Origin of the sequence: Virgibacillus flavescens (assembly GCF_050574275.1) — a bacterium.
GTDB lineage: Bacteria > Bacillota > Bacilli > Bacillales > Amphibacillaceae > Virgibacillus_F > Virgibacillus_F flavescens.
The window spans coordinates 1,941,792-1,960,201 of the sequence record NZ_CP192260.1; the positions used below are offsets into that span (position 1 = coordinate 1,941,792).

Annotated in this window: 14 protein-coding genes and 1 other annotated feature; of the genes, 8 read left to right on the forward strand and 6 right to left on the reverse strand. The window is 37.4% G+C overall.

Annotated elements, in window-relative coordinates; genetic code table 11:
* Positions 1 to 84: 84 nt before the first annotated feature.
* The 3 genes from ccpA (at position 85) to motS (ending at position 2,736) form a co-directional block, all read left to right on the forward strand.
* Positions 85 to 1,080 (forward strand): catabolite control protein A, encoded by a 996-nt coding sequence (gene ccpA / locus VBD025_RS09230; RefSeq protein ID WP_430784727.1) that lies wholly within the window; start codon positions 85 to 87, stop codon positions 1,078 to 1,080.
* 62 nt (positions 1,081 to 1,142) lie between these two features.
* The gene (gene motP, locus VBD025_RS09235; protein ID WP_430784729.1) at positions 1,143 to 1,967 is read left to right on the forward strand and encodes a flagellar motor protein MotP; all 825 of its coding nucleotides are present in this window, start codon (positions 1,143 to 1,145) and stop codon (positions 1,965 to 1,967) included.
* A complete protein-coding gene (gene motS / locus VBD025_RS09240) occupies positions 1,957 to 2,736 on the forward strand; it encodes a flagellar motor protein MotS (protein ID WP_430784731.1) in 780 nt (259 codons plus the stop codon). Before motP ends, motS begins: the two co-directional genes overlap by 11 nt.
* 60 nt (positions 2,737 to 2,796) lie before the next feature.
* Here the strand turns inward: motS and VBD025_RS09245 are convergent, their stop codons facing one another.
* The 4 genes from VBD025_RS09245 to VBD025_RS09260 all read right to left on the reverse strand — a co-directional run bounded on the left by VBD025_RS09245 (position 2,797) and on the right by VBD025_RS09260 (position 8,632).
* Entirely contained in the window at positions 2,797 to 3,951 is a 1,155-nt protein-coding gene (locus tag VBD025_RS09245; protein WP_430784733.1) for an acetoin utilization protein AcuC, read from the reverse strand.
* On the reverse strand, positions 3,948 to 4,598 hold the full coding sequence (locus tag VBD025_RS09250; RefSeq protein ID WP_430784735.1) for an acetoin utilization AcuB family protein: 651 nt from the start codon (positions 4,596 to 4,598) through the stop codon (positions 3,948 to 3,950). The genes VBD025_RS09245 and VBD025_RS09250 overlap by 4 nt, the downstream gene beginning before the upstream one ends.
* On the reverse strand, positions 4,599 to 5,252 hold the full coding sequence (locus VBD025_RS09255; RefSeq protein WP_430784737.1) for a GNAT family N-acetyltransferase: 654 nt from the start codon (positions 5,250 to 5,252) through the stop codon (positions 4,599 to 4,601).
* Positions 5,253 to 5,518: 266 nt separating this feature from the next.
* Positions 5,519 to 8,632, reverse strand: coding sequence for a transglycosylase domain-containing protein (locus VBD025_RS09260; RefSeq protein ID WP_430784739.1), 3,114 nt, complete (start codon positions 8,630 to 8,632; stop codon positions 5,519 to 5,521).
* A 177-nt stretch (positions 8,633 to 8,809) separates the two neighbouring features.
* Positions 8,810 to 9,016 (forward strand) — a binding site (T-box leader).
* A 53-nt stretch (positions 9,017 to 9,069) separates the two neighbouring features.
* Here VBD025_RS09260 and tyrS point away from each other — a divergent pair.
* Entirely contained in the window at positions 9,070 to 10,341 is a 1,272-nt protein-coding gene (gene tyrS / locus VBD025_RS09265) for a tyrosine--tRNA ligase (RefSeq protein WP_430784742.1), read from the forward strand.
* A gap of 492 nt (positions 10,342 to 10,833) precedes the next feature.
* On the opposite strand, the gene rpsD is transcribed toward tyrS, so the two are convergent.
* A complete protein-coding gene (gene rpsD / locus VBD025_RS09270) occupies positions 10,834 to 11,436 on the reverse strand; it encodes a 30S ribosomal protein S4 (protein ID WP_430784744.1) in 603 nt (200 codons plus the stop codon).
* 367 nt (positions 11,437 to 11,803) lie between these two features.
* Between rpsD and VBD025_RS09275 the strand changes: the two genes are divergently transcribed.
* The gene (locus VBD025_RS09275; protein WP_430784746.1) at positions 11,804 to 13,669 is read left to right on the forward strand and encodes a diguanylate cyclase domain-containing protein; all 1,866 of its coding nucleotides are present in this window, start codon (positions 11,804 to 11,806) and stop codon (positions 13,667 to 13,669) included.
* Positions 13,670 to 13,772: 103 nt separating this feature from the next.
* On the opposite strand, the gene VBD025_RS09280 is transcribed toward VBD025_RS09275, so the two are convergent.
* Positions 13,773 to 14,255, reverse strand: a complete 483-nt coding sequence (locus tag VBD025_RS09280; protein WP_430784748.1) for a GAF domain-containing protein — start codon at positions 14,253 to 14,255, stop codon at positions 13,773 to 13,775.
* A 159-nt stretch (positions 14,256 to 14,414) separates the two neighbouring features.
* On the opposite strand from VBD025_RS09280, the gene refZ reads away from it, so the two are divergent.
* The 3 genes from refZ to VBD025_RS09295 all read left to right on the forward strand — a co-directional run bounded on the left by refZ (position 14,415) and on the right by VBD025_RS09295 (position 18,410).
* A complete protein-coding gene (gene refZ, locus VBD025_RS09285) occupies positions 14,415 to 15,038 on the forward strand; it encodes a forespore capture DNA-binding protein RefZ (RefSeq protein WP_430784750.1) in 624 nt (207 codons plus the stop codon).
* Between the two features lie 291 nt (positions 15,039 to 15,329).
* Complete coding sequence (ezrA, locus tag VBD025_RS09290) at positions 15,330 to 17,024, forward strand: septation ring formation regulator EzrA (RefSeq protein ID WP_430784752.1); 1,695 nt, start codon at positions 15,330 to 15,332, stop codon at positions 17,022 to 17,024.
* 246 nt (positions 17,025 to 17,270) lie between these two features.
* The gene (locus VBD025_RS09295; RefSeq protein ID WP_430784754.1) at positions 17,271 to 18,410 is read left to right on the forward strand and encodes a cysteine desulfurase family protein; all 1,140 of its coding nucleotides are present in this window, start codon (positions 17,271 to 17,273) and stop codon (positions 18,408 to 18,410) included.

Genomic DNA, 18,410 nt, shown 5'->3' on the forward strand with positions numbered 1-18,410 from the left:
TTATTTTTGTGTTTTAATCTGTGGTGGAGTATGATAGATGAAAAAGAAAACGTTTTATTTAATTGAAGTTGGAGGCTGTTAAATATGAATATAACAATTTACGATGTTGCTCGGGAAGCGAACGTATCCATGGCTACAGTATCGAGAGTAGTAAACGGAAACCCAAATGTAAAACCAACTACCCGGAAAAAAGTGCTGGCAACCATTGAAACCTTGGGATATCGACCAAATGCTGTCGCGCGTGGTCTAGCGAGTAAGAAAACAACAACAGTTGGAGCGATTATTCCTGATATTTCGAGTATCTTTTTTGCGGAGCTTGCCAGAGGAATTGAAGATATAGCAACCATGTATAAATACAATATTATCCTCAGCAATTCTGATCAGAATAAAGATAAAGAACTTCAATTGATCAATACAATGCTTGAAAAACAAGTGGATGGAATCATCTTTATGGGGGGCACGATTACCGATGAACATGTAAACCAGTTTAAAACCTCATCTGTTCCGGTGGTCCTAGCTGCTACATACGACGAATCAAATACGATTCCTTCTGTTAACATTGATTATGAACAGGCTTCATACGAAGCTACAAAATTTTTACTCGATAAAGGTAATAAGGACGTTGCATTTATTTCTGGTGAAGATGATACGCTTATTAATAAACAGAAGTATGCTGGGTATCAGAAGGCATTTAAGGATGCATCTATCACGATAAAGGATGAATATGTAATCAAGGGCGATTACACATACGATTCAGGAATAGAAGCTTTTAAAGAACTTTACGCATTGGAAAGTAATCCTTCGGCAATTTTTGTCTCTTCTGATGAAATGGCTTTAGGCGTTATTCATGGTGCACAGGATAAGGGATTGACAGTTCCGGGAGATATAGAAGTCTTTGGATTTGATAATACAAGACTTGCTTCAATGGTTCGCCCAACTTTGTCGACAATTGTCCAGCCTATGTATGATATTGGTGCAGTCGCAATGCGTTTGCTGACTAAATATATGAATAAAGAAGATGTTTCTGAAAAAAAAGTTGTATTGCCGCATAGAATTGTTGAAAGAAACTCAACAAAATAAGAGTTATGTCGATATAATAGGTAAATCTAATTGATTTACAATGTTTTTAAGGAGAGAGTTGTATGCGAAAAAGAGATATTTTAACTCCGATCGGCATAACGTTAGGGTTCATTATGATAATGATTGCAATCTTATCAAGTGGCGGAAAAGAAGGCTTCCTGTCATTTCTTGATGTTGCATCCATCTTTATCGTTATCGGCGGACTTATCGCATCGCTTTTAATTAATTTTAAGATGGAACAAATTAAATTAACATTTAAAGTCATGAAAGAAGCGTTCCATCAAAATGATCAAAGACTTCCTGAATTAATAGCGTTATTTATTAAACTATCAGAACGTGCGAGAAGAGACGGAATTTTGTCTCTTGAGAATGAACTGGATGATGTTGACGAGCCATTTATAAAAAAAGGTGTTCTGTTAGCAGTAGATGGTATCGAGCCAGAAGTTATAAATGATATTATGAATGCAGAGATCATTGCAATGGAAGACAGACATTATAAAGGGCGAACGATTTTGGAGAAAGCCGGTGAGTACGCTCCTGCCTGGGGAATGATAGGTACACTCATAGGTTTAGTTCTGATGCTTAATAGTTTACAGGATCCCAGTACATTAGGACCAAGCATGGCGGTAGCATTACTGACTACTTTATATGGTACCGTATTAGCTAATCTAGTATTTGTACCAATGGCAAATAAACTAGAAGCGAAGACCGAGGAAGAGGTTTTTATTAAGCAGGTTATAATCGAAGGGGTTATCGGGGTTCAGTCTGGCCAAAATCCTCGAATTCTTGAAGAAAAGCTAAGTGCTTTTCTGTCTAAAGAAACAAAGAAGAAAGAAGACGTCGCAGAAGATACTCCTTTTGTGGAGGAGAGCATTAATGAAGCGTAGACCGTTGAAGCGGAATAAGAAGACCGGTTCGCCAAAATGGATGGTTACTTATGCAGATATGGTAACTTTGATTCTAGTGTTTTTTATTTTATTGTTTTCCATGTCTCAGCTTGATCAGATGAAATTCGAAGCGGTTTCTAATTCTTTTAAAGATCGAACAGTTTTTGAATTTAATCCATCTGCAGTTCCTTTAGACAACCCGGATAATCTCTTAAATGAAAATAATTCAGGCGAATTAAACAGACCAGAACAGACTAATAATTTTTCGGCTTCTGATGATGATCAAGTGGCTGAACAAAAAGACTCCTTAAATAAACTAATGACTAACGTGGAACAGTACTTAGATAGAAATGAACTAAATAACGTGATTTCTGCCAGCAGAAATGAGCGTGGAGTGGTATTGGTATTACAGGAACTGATTTTATTTGAACCAGGTGAAGCAGATATTCTTCAGTCTGGTGAGCCTTTTCTAAATAAAATTTCTTCGTTACTAGCAGAAATTCCAAATCAGGTTAAAGTTGAAGGACATACAGATAATAAGCCGATGTCCAGTTTTCGATTTCCATCCAACTGGGAGCTATCAGGTGCGAGAGCAAGCAGTGTTGTTCGCTATCTGGTCAATAAACATAATTTCGATGAATCGCGATTTACAATTGTCGGCTACAGTGATACTAAACCTTTAGCACCAAATGACAGCCCTGAAAACATGAGCAAGAATAGACGGGTAGAAATTGTCATCCTGGAAAACAATAGTAACCCGAATTCTTAAAGAAACGAGAAGATTAAGTAAGTCTAATCTTCTCGTTTCTTTTATTGCAAGCTTTTTTCGTTAAGTTTTCTTTGTATATTTTAGTGCACTTAACAGCATTTTATAGTTTTTCTCATTTATTTCATTTCTTCTCGGTATAGATGGGACGATGCTTTTATCATCCTGCCAACTAACTGGCAGATCAACTGGAGCTTCAGCCTGCCATTTATTAACCCATTCAGTGGGAAGATTGCCGACAAGATGACTTCCGCTATTCATCACGTTCCAAACCTGCCCCCATGCACGCGGAACAACTCTCCATGTGTCATAGCCGCCACCACCAAGTGCTATCCATTTACCATCACAGTACTGATGTGCTAATTCATGGGCAAGTTCAGGAATTTTTTCGTAAATTTCCATCGTTCCACATAGATGAGTAAGCGGATCATAGCAGTGTGCATCAGCACCGTTTTGTGTAATAATAACGTCTGGTTTAAAGTATTCCGTGATTTCACGAAAAGCAGTTTCATATAGTTGTAAAAATGATTCATCCTCTGTAAAAGCATCAATTGGTAAATTAAATGAATAACCGTGACCTTTTTTGATTCCTCGTTCATTAATATTTCCAGTACCGGGAAATAAGTAACGGCCAGTTTCATGAATCGAAAATGTGCAGACATTAGGGTCCTCATAAAATGCCCATTGAACGCCATCTCCATGATGTGCGTCTGTATCGACATATAAAACTTTCATATCGTACTTTTCCCTAATGTATTTTATTGCTACAGCTCCGTCATTATAGATACAAAAACCTGCTGCGCGTCGCTTGAAACCATGATGGAGGCCACCTCCCAGGTTAAGCGCATGATCTGCTTTACCCGCAAGAACTGTATCAACAGCAGTTAACGTACCTCCAACTAAATAACTTGAGGCTTCATGCATATTTTTAAAAATAGGTGTATCTTCTGTACCAATTCCGTATTCAAGTGCTTCATCCTGGTTTAAAAGTCCAGTGCCAGCTTTCTGAATTGCCTCAATGTAGGCAGGGTCATGAAATAGTGCAAGCTCTTCAACAGTAGCCATGCGAGGAGGGAGGATTTGATTATCTCTCAATGCATGTGAAGAAGTAAGTAAGTCTTTTGTAAGAATGACCCGTTTTTGATTAAACGGATGATCTGCATGAAAATGATAACCAAGCATGTCATCTGAAAAAATAAAAGATGCGTTACACGTCATAATTTTGGCCCCGTAATATTATTTGGCCACATTAATTCATAGCCAGCATTTCGTAAATCTTCAATTACAGGCATTGGATTCATCGTTTGAATACGAAAAACAAGAACTTTATAGTCTGGATCTTTTTTATATGGATAGACGAGAACCGATGTAATATTCATTTTCCGTTTTCCAAAAACAGAAGCAACTTCAGGTAATATTCCGGGTTTATGAGGTACTTTAACCTCGATATGAGAACTCTGAACATTAGTCCCTGTGATATGAATTAATGTATAAAGCATATCTTTCTCCGTAACCATACCTACTAGCATATTATTATTTACAACAGGCACACAGGCAAACTCTTCGTCATAAAAAATTCCTGCAACTTCCTCAACGAAATCAAGCGGATGGACTGTTACAACTGGATGACTCATGATTGACTGTATCTCATTTTGCAGAACATTTTCAGTCGATTCAGTATCGAAGCTCGATGGACTAGCATCACGTACATCGCGGTCTGAAACAATTCCAATTACCTGTCTTTCGCTATCGATAATAGGAATATGTCTTATTCTGTGTTCCTGTAACAATTTCAGCGCTTCGGCAATGGTTGACTTTGCTGAAAGTGTTATAACATTTGTATTCATAATTTCTTCTACTAGCATTTATAAACCCTCCCTCATTGAGCGATATTGATGACGCTGTAAAAAGCGCAGTTTATCAAAAAGATTAATCGATTCTTCTGAAACATGCTTACCGATTTTAACCATCAAACAATTGGCAGGGTGTGAAATAATCTCAGGATCATCCGTTGGAGCAGGGAGAAGACCTCCTGCAGCCATCATTTTTTCCATCACTTTTCGATAGTCCCATATACTAAGTTTGGTTCCATCTAAGTCCCAATGCCAATAATATTCAGTGGAGATGACAATATAATTTTCCATAAAATCATCCAGCATCGAGACTTTTAATAAACCTGAAGCTACCTTAGAGCCACGGTATTCAGAAATAACCTCAATTGCCCCCAGTTCAATTAAATCTTCCATATTGAACTCTGACCAGCGTTCTAAAGGGTCAGGGTGGAGGTAAGTGACATAACCAACAATTGTTTCATCAGTACGGGCAATAATAATCCTTCCCTCTGGAAAATCTGCGATGTTAAGAATAGCTTCAAACTGTTTTGGTGGTGTTCGAAAAGCAGTCAGTCCTTCATGAAAATTATATTTTCTTAACTCGCTTGAAGGAAGCGGCCCTTCAATAGTAATTTCTCCTTGGGTAGTGTCGTGTGTTAATGATTGATGAGTTTTAACATGGTTCATATATGCACCGCCTACTCCTATAGAAATATAGTTGTTCACTATTTTTTCATTATACAGGATAATCGTCTGTATTTTTAGTAATAACTAAAAAATTACTTGTTTAGAATTGTGAATGTTTGAGTGTGGTGGGTATGTTGGAATACGTGAAGTATTTTGGCGAAGCAATGATAATTTTTTTTATAACAAATAACCCAAACGAAGTCGAAAACTTCGTTCGGGTTATTTTATTTATACTATACTGTTGTTTCTTCATTTTTTTAAATAAATTATTCTTTTGGTTTATCAGATGGTTCAGGCTTTGGCTTATTAGAATCAGAATCAGAACCAGCGCCAGAACCTGAACCAGAATCAGTACTAGAACCAGTGTCAGAGGTAGTAGCATCCTCAGATCCAGGCTCAGGTTCAGGTTCAGTTCCCTCGTCTCCCTCTTCAGGCGTACCACCATCAGCAGGTTCTTCTTCATCATTCTCAGGTGGGTCTGTTGGTTCTGGGTCCTCTGGTGGTTTAGGTGGATCCACTGGTTCTGGTTTATCTGGTTTTTCGGGTTTTGGTTCTTTCGGTTCGGGCGGCTTTGGTTCAGGCTTCGTAAAGTCCCCAATCACCGCTTCACTCGAAGCCATTGAATTCAGCCCAAAGTAGTCTACTGCTTTAACAACGTATACAGCTTTTCCGCCACCGACATTAAAGCCTGTTGACGTTGTGTTGCCAATCAGAGAAAAGCTTGCGTCTGGATTTGCTGCTCGATAGATGCGATATCCGACAACATCTCTGCTGCTTGAATCACTCCAAGTTAAGGTGCCACCTGAATTTTTGACCGAGGATGGAGCAACAGGTGCTTTCCCATCATTTTTTATTGATGCACCAATATCTCCACTTGGAACACCAATTTTTTCCCATTTTGCTCTATCTTTAGAAGGGAAGAGTTTAGTCAAATCATTTAATTGATCAAAATTGTTTTCTTTTAGAAATTCTGGGTTGAAAGTCAATCCATCACCGTTTACAAATTCACTGGGCGTACTTGGGCCGGCCAGTACAGCTTTGCCATCTACCATTACATAAGCTCCAGTTGTTAGGCTGTTATCTGTTTTACTTGGTGCGTATTTTGAATTAAATATATCCGAATATACTAGTCCTGCTTTACTGCAAAGGTCTGATGGAGCCATACCTGAAATAGCGCAGTAGCTACGTTCGACAATCCCTTCAGGCCGCTCAAAATTCTTCTTTGGAGCTAACAATTCTGGGTTTATTTCGGTTGCTTTATTAATCAGCTTTGACCAGAGTAACTGGTTTCGATGACTATACCTCATACAATTATCACAGTCATCTAAGCTGGATGGTGTATCATAACCCAACCATACTCCAAAAGTGACATTTGGATTGTAACCAACAAACCAAGCATCTTTCCAGTCTTGAGAAGTACCGGATTTCCCTGCCCAATCGACAGACATATCCAGTTTAGATTTTAAGTAGGTTCCAGTACCATAATCAAACACGTCACGCAATACGTCAGTAGTTAAATATGCGGTCTGGGGACTGAACACATCTACCGGTTTTGACTTGTGCTGATAAATAACTTTCCCATCATTAGTGGTAATTTTTTCTATCATATAGGCATCGACAAATTTACCCCCATTTGCGAAAGTACCATATGCGTTTATATTTTCTTCGATTGTAGTTCCGTAAGTTGTACCACCAATACTTAGACCGCGATTGCTGTACTCTTCGTCTCCAATCGTATTAATCCCCATTTTTTCAATATATTCCTGACCTATTCCTTTATTCATTAACTTATTGTATGTGGCTATCGCAGGCACATTATACGACTCAGCAAGTGCTTTACGTGCACTGACAATTCCATGATAGTTGCCTGTGTAATTTGTTGGTGTATAAAAACCACTCGATTCATTCGTATCAGGGTATTTCATCTTAATGTCCGGAATAGGAGTCGACGGCTGTGCGATACCTGTCTCGAAAGCAGGTCCATAGGTAAGGAGTGGCTTCATTGTACTACCGTTTGAACGTACAGCTTCAGTTGCATAGTTTAATTGGTTTTCCTGAGAATATCCTCGTCCCCCAACGAAACTAATAATTTTACCAGTACTGTTTTCTATTAACATGCCTGCTGCTTGAACAGGTTCATTGATGTGATACTCTTTACCGGTTTTCGGATCAGTCCAGTACCAGTTGCTTTTCGGACCATAATGTTCATAGTTTTTAGCTATATCCTGGAATGCTATATACGTTTCTTTATCAATCGTCGTATGAACTTCATATCCATTTTTCCGCATAGCTCGATCGGCACGTATTGCATATTCTTCGTAAAGTTTTTTATCGTCATTCAAATCCTTCATTGAATATCCATCTTCTGTTGCAAGGTGTTCAGTAAGAATTTTTATTGCGCGACTTTCTGCTTCGTACATCAGATACTGGTATTTATCAATTGACGATTTTGATTCAAGTGTAAAATCAGCAACTATATCATAATTTATTGCTTTCTCATATTCTTCTTTTGTAATGTATTCTGCTTCATACATGCGATATAAGACTGTTTCCATTCGATCGATACCAGGTTGCAATGCTCCTTTTTCTTTAAGACCACCACTATTTTTAAAAGGAGTATAATACGATGGGCTCTGAGGAAGTCCAGCTAAATATGCAGCTTGTGGCAGATTCACATCTTTCGCATCTACACCGAAGATTCCTTGTGCTGCAGTTTGTATTCCTGCAATATTTTTTCCTGACGCTTCTCGACCATAAGGCACAATATTAAGATATGCTTCAAGGATTTCATCTTTATCAAAGAATCTTTCCAACCTTAGTGCCAATAGAATTTCCTTGGCTTTACGCTCAAACGAAACCTCATTTGTAAGAATTTGATTTTTAATTAATTGCTGGGTCAGGGTACTTCCGCCTGTTTTAACTGAGGCATTTGTTGCTTCCTGAACAACCGCACGTAAAATAGCTTTTGGGACGACGCCCTCATGTTCTTTAAAGTTACGATCTTCAGTTGCAATTACTGCATTTATCAGAACATCAGAAACATTTTCAAGCTTTACTTCTTCACGCATTATTTCAGACCTTATGTCACCAAAATACTTATTTTCTGCGAAGTATAGCTTGGATGTTTCTTCATAGTTATATATGTCAGCTTCCATACTATCGTAACTTCGAATTGGTTCATCCTTTACTAAGGAAGCAAAGTATCCAGCTCCTACGCCTCCCGCAAAAAAGAATCCAATTACACCTATAATGAGAAAGAATAAAATAATATTCCAAGCAACGTCATATGTAACTCTAGATGTGCGTTGAATTCTTCCTTCGTTCCAAAGGTTCTTCACCTTTTGATATGCTTTATTTAAATACTTTTTAACATCATCCATATTTAGACCTCCTAAATATTCACACCATATTATACCATACTAGTAAGCTAGTAAAAATAATTTAAACTAGAAATCACTAACCTTTTTAAATTAATTATATCTAGTGTTCTTCCTATAGCATGTAATATTTATTGCAATTTAATGTAAATTATGGTGAAATAAATAATAACTGTATATCAATATGCTAAGAATGATCGAAGTAGTTATGCAAATCCCTTTTATAGAGAGCCAGTGTTTGGTGGAAACTGGTATACATTTGCTGATGAATTACAATCTGGAGCATTTTCTATTGACTAGAAACGGTGAAAACCCATCGTTAAAAAACCCAAAGTGGCATTATTTATGCAACAAGGGTGGTACCGCGATTAAATTCTCGTCCCTTTATTTTTAGGGGCGAGTTTTCTGTATTATCAACTAAAAACAGGAGAGTGAAGCAAATGAACGTATTACAGGATTTAGAAAAACGTGGATTAATTCATCAGACAACTGACCGCGAAGGATTAGCAAAGCATCTTGAAGAAAACCAGGTGACGCTATATTGTGGATTTGACCCAACGGCTGACAGCTTACATATTGGGCATTTGCTGCCAGTGTATATGTTAAAACGATTTCAAGAAGCTGGACACCGTCCGATCGCACTAGTTGGTGGAGGAACGGGAATGATTGGTGACCCTAGCGGGCGCTCAGCAGAACGTTCGTTAAATGAGGACAGTGTTGTAAAAGGCTATAGTGAAAAAATCAACCAGCAATTAGCCAACCTTCTGGATTTTGACAATGGTGAAAATGCTGCAGTAGCCCGTAATAATCATGACTGGCTGGCAAGTATGACAGTAATTGATTTTCTTCGGGATGCTGGGAAGCATTTTGGAATCAATTATATGCTTGCAAAAGAATCCGTTTCAGCACGAATTGAGCAAGGAATTTCTTACACTGAATTCAGCTATATGATTCTGCAGTCACTGGACTTTCTAAAGTTATACGAGCAAGAGAAATGTACATTGCAAATTGGCGGCAGTGATCAGTGGGGAAATATTACTGCCGGAATGGAATTGATTCGTCGTTCTCGTGAAAACCTGGACGAAGAAACAAAGGTATTTGGTCTAACAGTTCCATTAATTACAAAAGCCGACGGAACAAAATTTGGCAAGACCGCTGGTGGTGCAATCTGGTTGGATCCTGCAAAAACGACACCGTATGAATTTTATCAATTCTGGTTTAATACTGATGATCGTGATGTTATTAAATTCATTCAATATTTTACATTCCTAGGGCAGAATGATATTGATACATTAGTTGATTCATTGGAAAATAAACCAGAAGAAAGATTGGCACAGAAACGTCTGGCTGAAGAAGTTACACGAGTAGTACATGGTCAGGACGCCGTCGATCAGGCACAAAAAATTTCTGCATCGTTGTTTAGTGGAGATTTAAAATCTCTTTCAGGTAAAGAAATAGAGCAGGGGTTTAAAGATGTACCAACATATAATAGACAAAAGGAAGATATTGGACTAATTGATTTGCTTGTTGAAGCTAAAATTTCATCTTCCAAAAGACAAGCAAGGGAAGATATCAGCAATGGTGCAATTTACATTAATGGCGAACGAAATCAGGATCTAAAGCACACGGTTACGAATAATGACCGAATTGAAGACACCTTCACTATCATTCGTCGAGGTAAGAAGAAGTACTACTTAATAAGTTACAAATGATAAAACGCGCGGTCAGTCATGACCGCGCTTTCTGCTTGCCAGGTAAGAAAGTATAAATCTTTTTTTACTGCAAAGAGCAACTAAGACTTTCGCACTGAAGACTTGGCGATTAGCCAAGTTTTCTAATAGAAATAGTTCGAAATATGAGGATCTACCTTCGCATCTTCGAATATACTGCGCTTTCCGCGGGCGAGTGTTGAGCCTCCTCGGACTATGTCCTCCGGGGTCTCACCGATCTCTTACTTCCCGCAGGAGTCTCCGTATATTCGAAGATGCTAAAATAATGCTGAAAAGATAAACTTTTAAAATCCACTACTTTTTCACTAGCTTTAAAATTTATACTGATCAGGATTTTGAATCAATATATATTTTCCGACAGCCTGAACGCGCGGTCAGTCATGACCGCGCGTTTTAAGTAGTTATCCGACTGAAATTCATGCATAAAAAAAGCCAGAATCCGCTAATTAGCGGATTCTGACTTTTTAACTCAGCTTAACGAGAATAGAATTCTACGATTAGAGCTTCATTGATTTCAGCTGGAAGTTCTGTACGCTCAGGAAGACGCGTGTAAGATCCTTCAAATTTATCTGCATCAAATGTAATGTAATCTGGTACGAAGCTATTTACTTCAATCGCTTCTTTTACAATATCAAGCTTCTGTGATTTTTCACGTAAACTATAAGTTTGACCTGGCTTTAAACGGTAAGATGGGATATCTACGCGTTTGCCGTCTACAGTTACGTGACCATGATTTACTAGCTGACGTGCCTGGCTGCGTGTACGAGCAAGACCTGCACGGTATACAAGGTTATCAAGACGTGATTCAAGAAGAATCATGAAGTTTTCACCGTGGATACCTCTTTGTTTACCAGCTTCGGTAAACAAGTTACGGAATTGACGTTCGTTCAGTCCATACAAGAAGCGAAGTTTTTGCTTCTCTTGTTGTTGAAGACCATATTCTGAGATTTTCTTTCTTTGGTTAGGTCCGTGTTGGCCAGGTGCGTAAGGGCGTTTATCTAATTCCTTACCAGTTCCTGTTAATGAAATGCCAAGACGACGTGATTTCTTCCATACTGATCCAGTAAAACGTGACATAGGACAATCTCCTTTATTATTTTATTTGCATAAAATAAGCGACCGTGTTCCTATCCGTTGCTCATTATGTTTTCATGTACCATCGCTCCAGCAGCAAAGAGTTACACGATACACCTCATTGTCTGAGGAACAAAATGATAACAACGTCGGTTCACAAAGGCTACCTTTTTATTTTACACAAAGAATAGTATATAAGTTTCATGTATATAAGTCAAACATTTATTGAGTAGAAACCATAAGTAAATTTAAATTTTTTATGTATTTTTTGGGAAATAACTAATTTTTGCTATATACTGTATATAAGTGATTTTTCAAAGATATTAAAATAGTTGCTATAAAAATTAAATTTAATGACAGGTGATCAAAAATGATAGACCAAAATAAATTGAAGTCTAACATGAGAAACGCTTTCTTTGAGCTGATTTCAAATATACCTGCATATTCATACGGTCAGATTCTTGAGACCGTTTCTCTTAAGATGCAGGACCTTCTTCAAGTTCAGCTTGCAGCAATCTACACGTATAATAATTGGGAACAGACGTATGAGCGGGTTACAGAAGATATACATAGCATTTTAAAAGAGCAACCATTTAAAGAACTCAACTTAGAAAAAGTCATGCAGGAAAACGTGCAGTACGCTGATCTGGTATTTAAAGAACCTTCCAATTTAAAAAGCCAAATAATATTTCTTAATCCGAAAGTTGATCCTGGTGCATTCCTTTTTTTAGCTTACCAAAGTGATTGTGATTTTGATTCTGGGGTTTTGGAACTTTCTAAAGATGAACTTGAAAATCTATTAACAATTTTTAACTATTATATTTCCACTAAAGAAAATGAAAATAGAAACGCTTACTTAGTTGAACTCACTACGAAGTTTTATTCATTAATTACCAAGAAAAATATTTTGACTGAAATAACCAAAGCGATGGATACCATCTATCCTCTTTTTGAATACAACATCTTACTTTCACAGGATTACGAAGAGGACTCGAGTTTACCTATTAAGACTCTTGAATTTAGTGATGATGCAACGAAGCGAGTAAGCAATCAAGCGTTTATTACCGGAGAAGTTCAGCTTGAGGATCGGGTGAAGGAGAAAAAAACGTGTCTGTATGCCCCGCTAAAAGGAAAGCAGGGAGTGTATGGTGTTTTACTGATTATTACTCAAAATACGGTGGACTTTCCGCGAAACGAAATTGAATTCATAGCTAAACTATCCGGTATAGCCGGTCAGGCAATAGAAAGTGCAACACTTTATCAGAACTCAAAGCACTTAGTTAAGGATTTGAAGTTGTTAAATGATGCGACTCACGCATTAAATTCAAATTTGAATATTGTTGAAATCACTACTATTGTTCGAAAAAAGATTATGGAAGCTTGTGGTGCTGGCCAAGTCGGGTTTATTTTTACTGGAGAGACGCAAAGCCATATGATCAATGTCTTATCTGGCAGCACAGAATACTTTTTTACAGCTGAAGGGGAAGACAATGCCGATTTTATTTTAAATCAAGTAATGCAAAAAAATGATCCCATATTCAGTGGGGATTACTCGAAGGAACTGTCAGATTTCCCTTTTTTGTCCATTATGGCAATACCCATGGTGCAGGCTGGTACGATTCATGGTGTGATTATCATTCTTCAGCAGAAGAAATATGCTTTTTCTTTTGACAACTTTAAACTGATGCAATCGCTTGTTCAACATTTTACGCTATCGTTGACTAACTCCATTTTGAATGAAAAATTAAAGGCTGTTGCGATTACCGATTATTTGACCAAATTATTTTCCCGTAACTATCTAGAAGAAAAAATCCAGCAACATTTAAACAATGATGAAAAAGGGGCGTTAATCATTGTAGATATTGATGATTTCAAAGTTATAAACGATACGTATGGCCATGATGTGGGAGATGAAGTAATTATTCAGGTTGCATCCATAATTACTGCTCATACTGGTGAAGACGATGTTCCAGCACGATGGGGCGGCGAAGAACTTGCAATATATTTATCTAATGCAACCATTGACGAGGGGGTCCATATTGCAACCCAGATGAGGAAACAGACGGAAAATTTCACAAGTCCTAAGGTAACCATATCCTGCGGAGTCTCCACATGGGAGTCTAAGAGGAAAACAGATGTGAAAGAATTATTCGTCCGTGCAGACAAAGCGCTATATGCTGCCAAGAACACAGGCAAAAATTGTGTAGTGAAGGAAGAAATCAATAATTTAGTTTAAATAAGAAAAGTGCAAGGCGTCCGTTTAGCAACGTACAACCTAAGCACTTCGCATGATAAAAGGATGCTTTCCAAAACGGGGATATGTTTTGGAAAGCATTTTATTAATTTAAATGTGACTGCACAATCGCAGCAAATTTTTCTAAATATTTTTTATCGATTTCATCAAACCTGTCTTTCCGTGGGCTGTCAATATCTAAAACGCCATATATTTCGCCCTTGACGAGCAAAGGTATTACAATTTCTGATTGCGTTGCACCATCACAAGCAATATGGCCTGGAAAAGCATTTACGTCGGCGACTACTTGTGTTTCTCTAGTCTTAACAGCAGTCCCGCAAACCCCTTTTCCATTAGGGATACGAAGACAAGCCGGGAGACCCTGAAATGGTCCTAACACTAACTCATCATCTTTAAAAATGTAAAATCCGACCCAATTCACCTCTTCAAGAAGTTGATTTAAGAGAGCAGATGCATTTGATAGATTAGCTATGTGATCAGGCTCACCGTCCATAAGCGCTTTAGCTTGCTGCAATACTAATTCATAGTCTTTCATACGATTTCCTGAATAACTTGTTGTCTGAAACATGTATATTCCCCTTTCTATTGTCAAGCTGATGGTATGGTGGAATTCAATATAATGCTAAACTGTGATAAGTTTCGACTTTCATTTGCGTGAATTGTCGAGAGAAAATTGAAGGATTAAAGGCTACTCTGTCGTAAAATTAATATAAGGAGTTGAATACTAATGAAAAATAATACAACCAAACAAAAAGTTATTGATGCTGCCTCTTCCTTATTTTTTCAAAAAGGTTTTCACGGTACATCGGTACGGGATATAGCAGATAAAGCCTCCGTAAACGTTTCCCTTATAAGCTATTACTTTAAAAGTAAACAAGGATTGCTCGAACATGCGGTGACCAATTATTATGAAACTTACTTAACAACAATGGAAGAAGTAATCAATAGCTCAGAATCGGAACCACCTTTAGTTAAATTAAAATTACTAATAGACTCCATTATACAATATAAGCAAAATAATCATCAATTTTCTTGTTTTATTCATCGCGAACTTTCAATCGATTCCATATTCGTACGTGAAATGGCTGTTACGTATTTAGCTAAAGAGAATTATTTTATCAGTAATACCTTTTATGAAAGTTTACCTGAGAAACCAAAGAGTAAAACTGAACATCAATTTCTGCTGATGCAACTGAAAGGTATGCTGATAACACCTTATGTACTTCAGAATGAATGGAAGGATCAGCTGGCAGGTAAAACATCGCATGATCTATTTGCACGCAACTACACAAAAGTTATTCATAAATGGCTTGATTTTATTACTTCAGAAACAATCCAGTTTGCAAAATAATAAAAAATAAGTAATATTGGTAAATTATTTGTAATTTTTTAGCCAAAAATGCGATTATCGTGGTATCATTAGTATTAATATTAGAAAAATACACTTTAACATTTATTAAGAATACTTGGCTTATCACCACACATTGGTAGCGAAAGCCTTAGTTGCACTTATGCAGTAAGAAAGATTTTTACTCTTTCTTACCTGCCAAAAAACGACAATAAATTAAATGGCACCTGTTTTTGGAGAGAATTAAAAAGTGAACATCCTCTTATACACAGGAATATAGTTAGGAGGCTTTAAATGGCATATATCATTGGAATCGTACTTCTTATTATTACAGTAATCATTGTTGGCCTTATATTACGAAAAAGGATATATGATGTTGTAGATCGGCAGGAAAGCTGGAAAATGGATATTATGAATCGTAATATCGCATCCCAGATTTCCCGGATAAAAAACTTGAATTTATCAGGAGAAACACAGGAGAAATTCGAATCATGGAAAGATCATTGGGAATACATTGTTACGAAACAGCTTCCTGACATAGAAGAATATTTATTTGACGCTGAAGAAGCAGCAGATCGTTATCGTTTTCCTACTGCCAAAAAAATCTTGCGAAAAGTTGATCAGACATTACAATCAATTGAAAAAGATATTGAAAAAATGTTACATGAACTAGAGGAATTAATTGAAACGGAAGAAGAAAGCAGAAAAGAAATTGAGGGTTTAGAGCCAGAAATTAAAGCATCAAAAAAGAAGCTATCGCAAACCCGTTATCAATTCGGTAAAGCAGAAGCTAGATTTGAGTTAGAATTAGATGAGATAGAAGAAGCGCTTCGAAAGTATCATGAATTAACAGGCGCTGGAAATTATCATGACGCACATCAGCTGGTAGAACAGCTTAGAACACAACTGGGGAATCTTCAGATTGAGATGGAAGAATTTCCAGAATTGTATCAAGCATGTAAAGAAATACTTCCGAGTCAACTGGATGATCTAATTTCAGGAATTAAAGATATGAAAGCGGACGGTTACCGTATCGAACATCTTGGACTTGAAAAAGAAATACGTGACTATCAGGGGCGTTTGCTTGATTGTGTTAGTTCGGTTGAAAAAGGCGAGGTAACGGTTGCTAAAGAGACAACAAAAGAAGTTGATGAGCGAATAAAGGATATGTACCAGTTATTGGAAAATGAAGCGATAGCGAAAAGTTACATAGAGACAAAAGCTCCTGCTTATCGTCATAAATTAGAAGTGCTGGATACAAACTTCCAGGAGACAAAAGCAGAAGTTGAGGCTTTAAGACAAGCTTATTACTTTGAAGACAGCGATATGGAAAAATACCTGACACTTGAAAAAACGATAGCTTACTTAAAAAAACAAATGGAAGAATTAACTGAGAGTCTCGAGGATCATCAGTCAGCATCCCATTTACAAATTCGTGAGAAGCTTGAAGGCAGTCTTCAACAAGTGGAAAATTTGACTCAACAACATGAAGAGTTTTTAAAATTTATTCATAATTTGAGAAAAGACGAGCTAGAAGCGAAAGAGAAATTAAATGAAATGAAGAATGACGTATATAATACGATTCGAAAGTTGAAGAAAAGTAATTTACCAGGAGTTCCTAATTTTATCTGGAGTCTGCTTGAAACTGCCAGTCAAAAAAATGACCGGGTTTTAAAAGCTCTGGAAACGAAGCCGCTCGATATGGCAGCTGTGCAACATTCATTAGCTGAAGCAAACAAAAGTGTCGAACATATTACAGAGCAAACAGATTTTATTATGGATCAAGCATATTTGACCGAGCAGGTAATCCAATATGCGAACAGGTATCGAAGCAGATATCCACTTTTAGCTGCAAAGCTGGCTGAAGCCGAACGACTTTTCCGCTCATATGAATATGAGCTGTCTCTTGAACATGCTGCAAAAGCTGTTGAAGAGGTCGAGCCCGGTGCTTTAAAGCGAATCGAGGAATATCAGGAAGTTATTATCTAAGCTAATGTCTATTATCAGTTTGATTGCAGCAAAACAAGAACTGCTAGTTGACAAAAAGATTACTTTGTATAAAAATAAAGAGAATAATTATGAACATACAACGAATATAAAATGAGTGATCTCTTCGTATTCGTGCAGATAGAATAACAAAGGCTGTCTTTTGCAATGAGGTTAAACCTTGTTCTCAAGTCAGCCTTCTTATTGTGCGACAAGAAACGATTATCATTGCTGATGGGAGGAATATTGATGATATATTTAGATAACAGTGCGACAACTAAACCCCATCCATCCGTTTTACAGAGTTACAATCAGGTTGCTGAAACCTATTTTGCAAATCCTTCGTCCATTCATCAGCTTGGTGGTGAAGCAGAAAAATTGTTGTTACATGCAAAGATGCAGGCCGCACAACTTTTAAATGTGTCGAAAGATGAAGTTATTTTCACGTCAGGTGGTACAGAAGGAAATAATATGGCGATTAAAGGAATAGCTTTGCAACATCAAAATCGTGGTAAACATATTATTACCACGGAAATTGAGCACCCTTCTGTATATGACGCATGTAAAGCACTTGAGAAGATGGACTTCGATATTACTTATCTACCTGTTAACCAGGATGGAGTAGTAACAGTGGAGAATGTATCAAAGGCAATTAGATCAGATACAATATTAATTAGTGTTATGCATGTTAATAATGAAATTGGCTCCATTCAGCCAATACGTCAAATTGGTGAGCTAGCCAAAAATAATCCTAAGCTTTTTTTCCATGTTGACCACGTTCAGGGATTAGGTAAAGTGCCACTCGAACTTCATGATAGTGGAATTGATTTATTGACAATTTCAGGTCACAAGATACATGGTTTAAATGGTACCGGAATATTGTATGTTTCCAACCGAACCAACATACTTCCACTTTTTCATGGAGGCGGTCAGGAACGCGCCATACGCTCAGGAACAGAAAATTTGGCAGGAGCTGTTTCCATCGTTAAAGCAATACGGCTAATGAAAGAGCGTGAAAAAGAAGCGTCAGTATATTTAAAAGAACTGCGAAAATCTGTTATGCAAAAATTAGCTAGTATGAAACATGTTGTAATTAATTCACCGATTTCAGGAGCACCTCATATCATTAATTTTTCCGTGATTGGATTAAAGCCGGAGGTAATCATTCATGTACTTGGTGAGAAAAATATTTTTATTTCAACTAAGTCAGCCTGCTCGTCCAAAATGAGTGATGTAAGCAGAGTTCTTGCGGCTTTAGAGGTGGAAGAAGAGCGGACTGTATCGGGACTAAGAGTAAGTATGTCCTACGATACAACACAAGAAGAAATCGATGAGTTTATCTCGGAGCTGGCAACAGCAATAGAGGAATTGAAAAAAGTAATGGGGTAG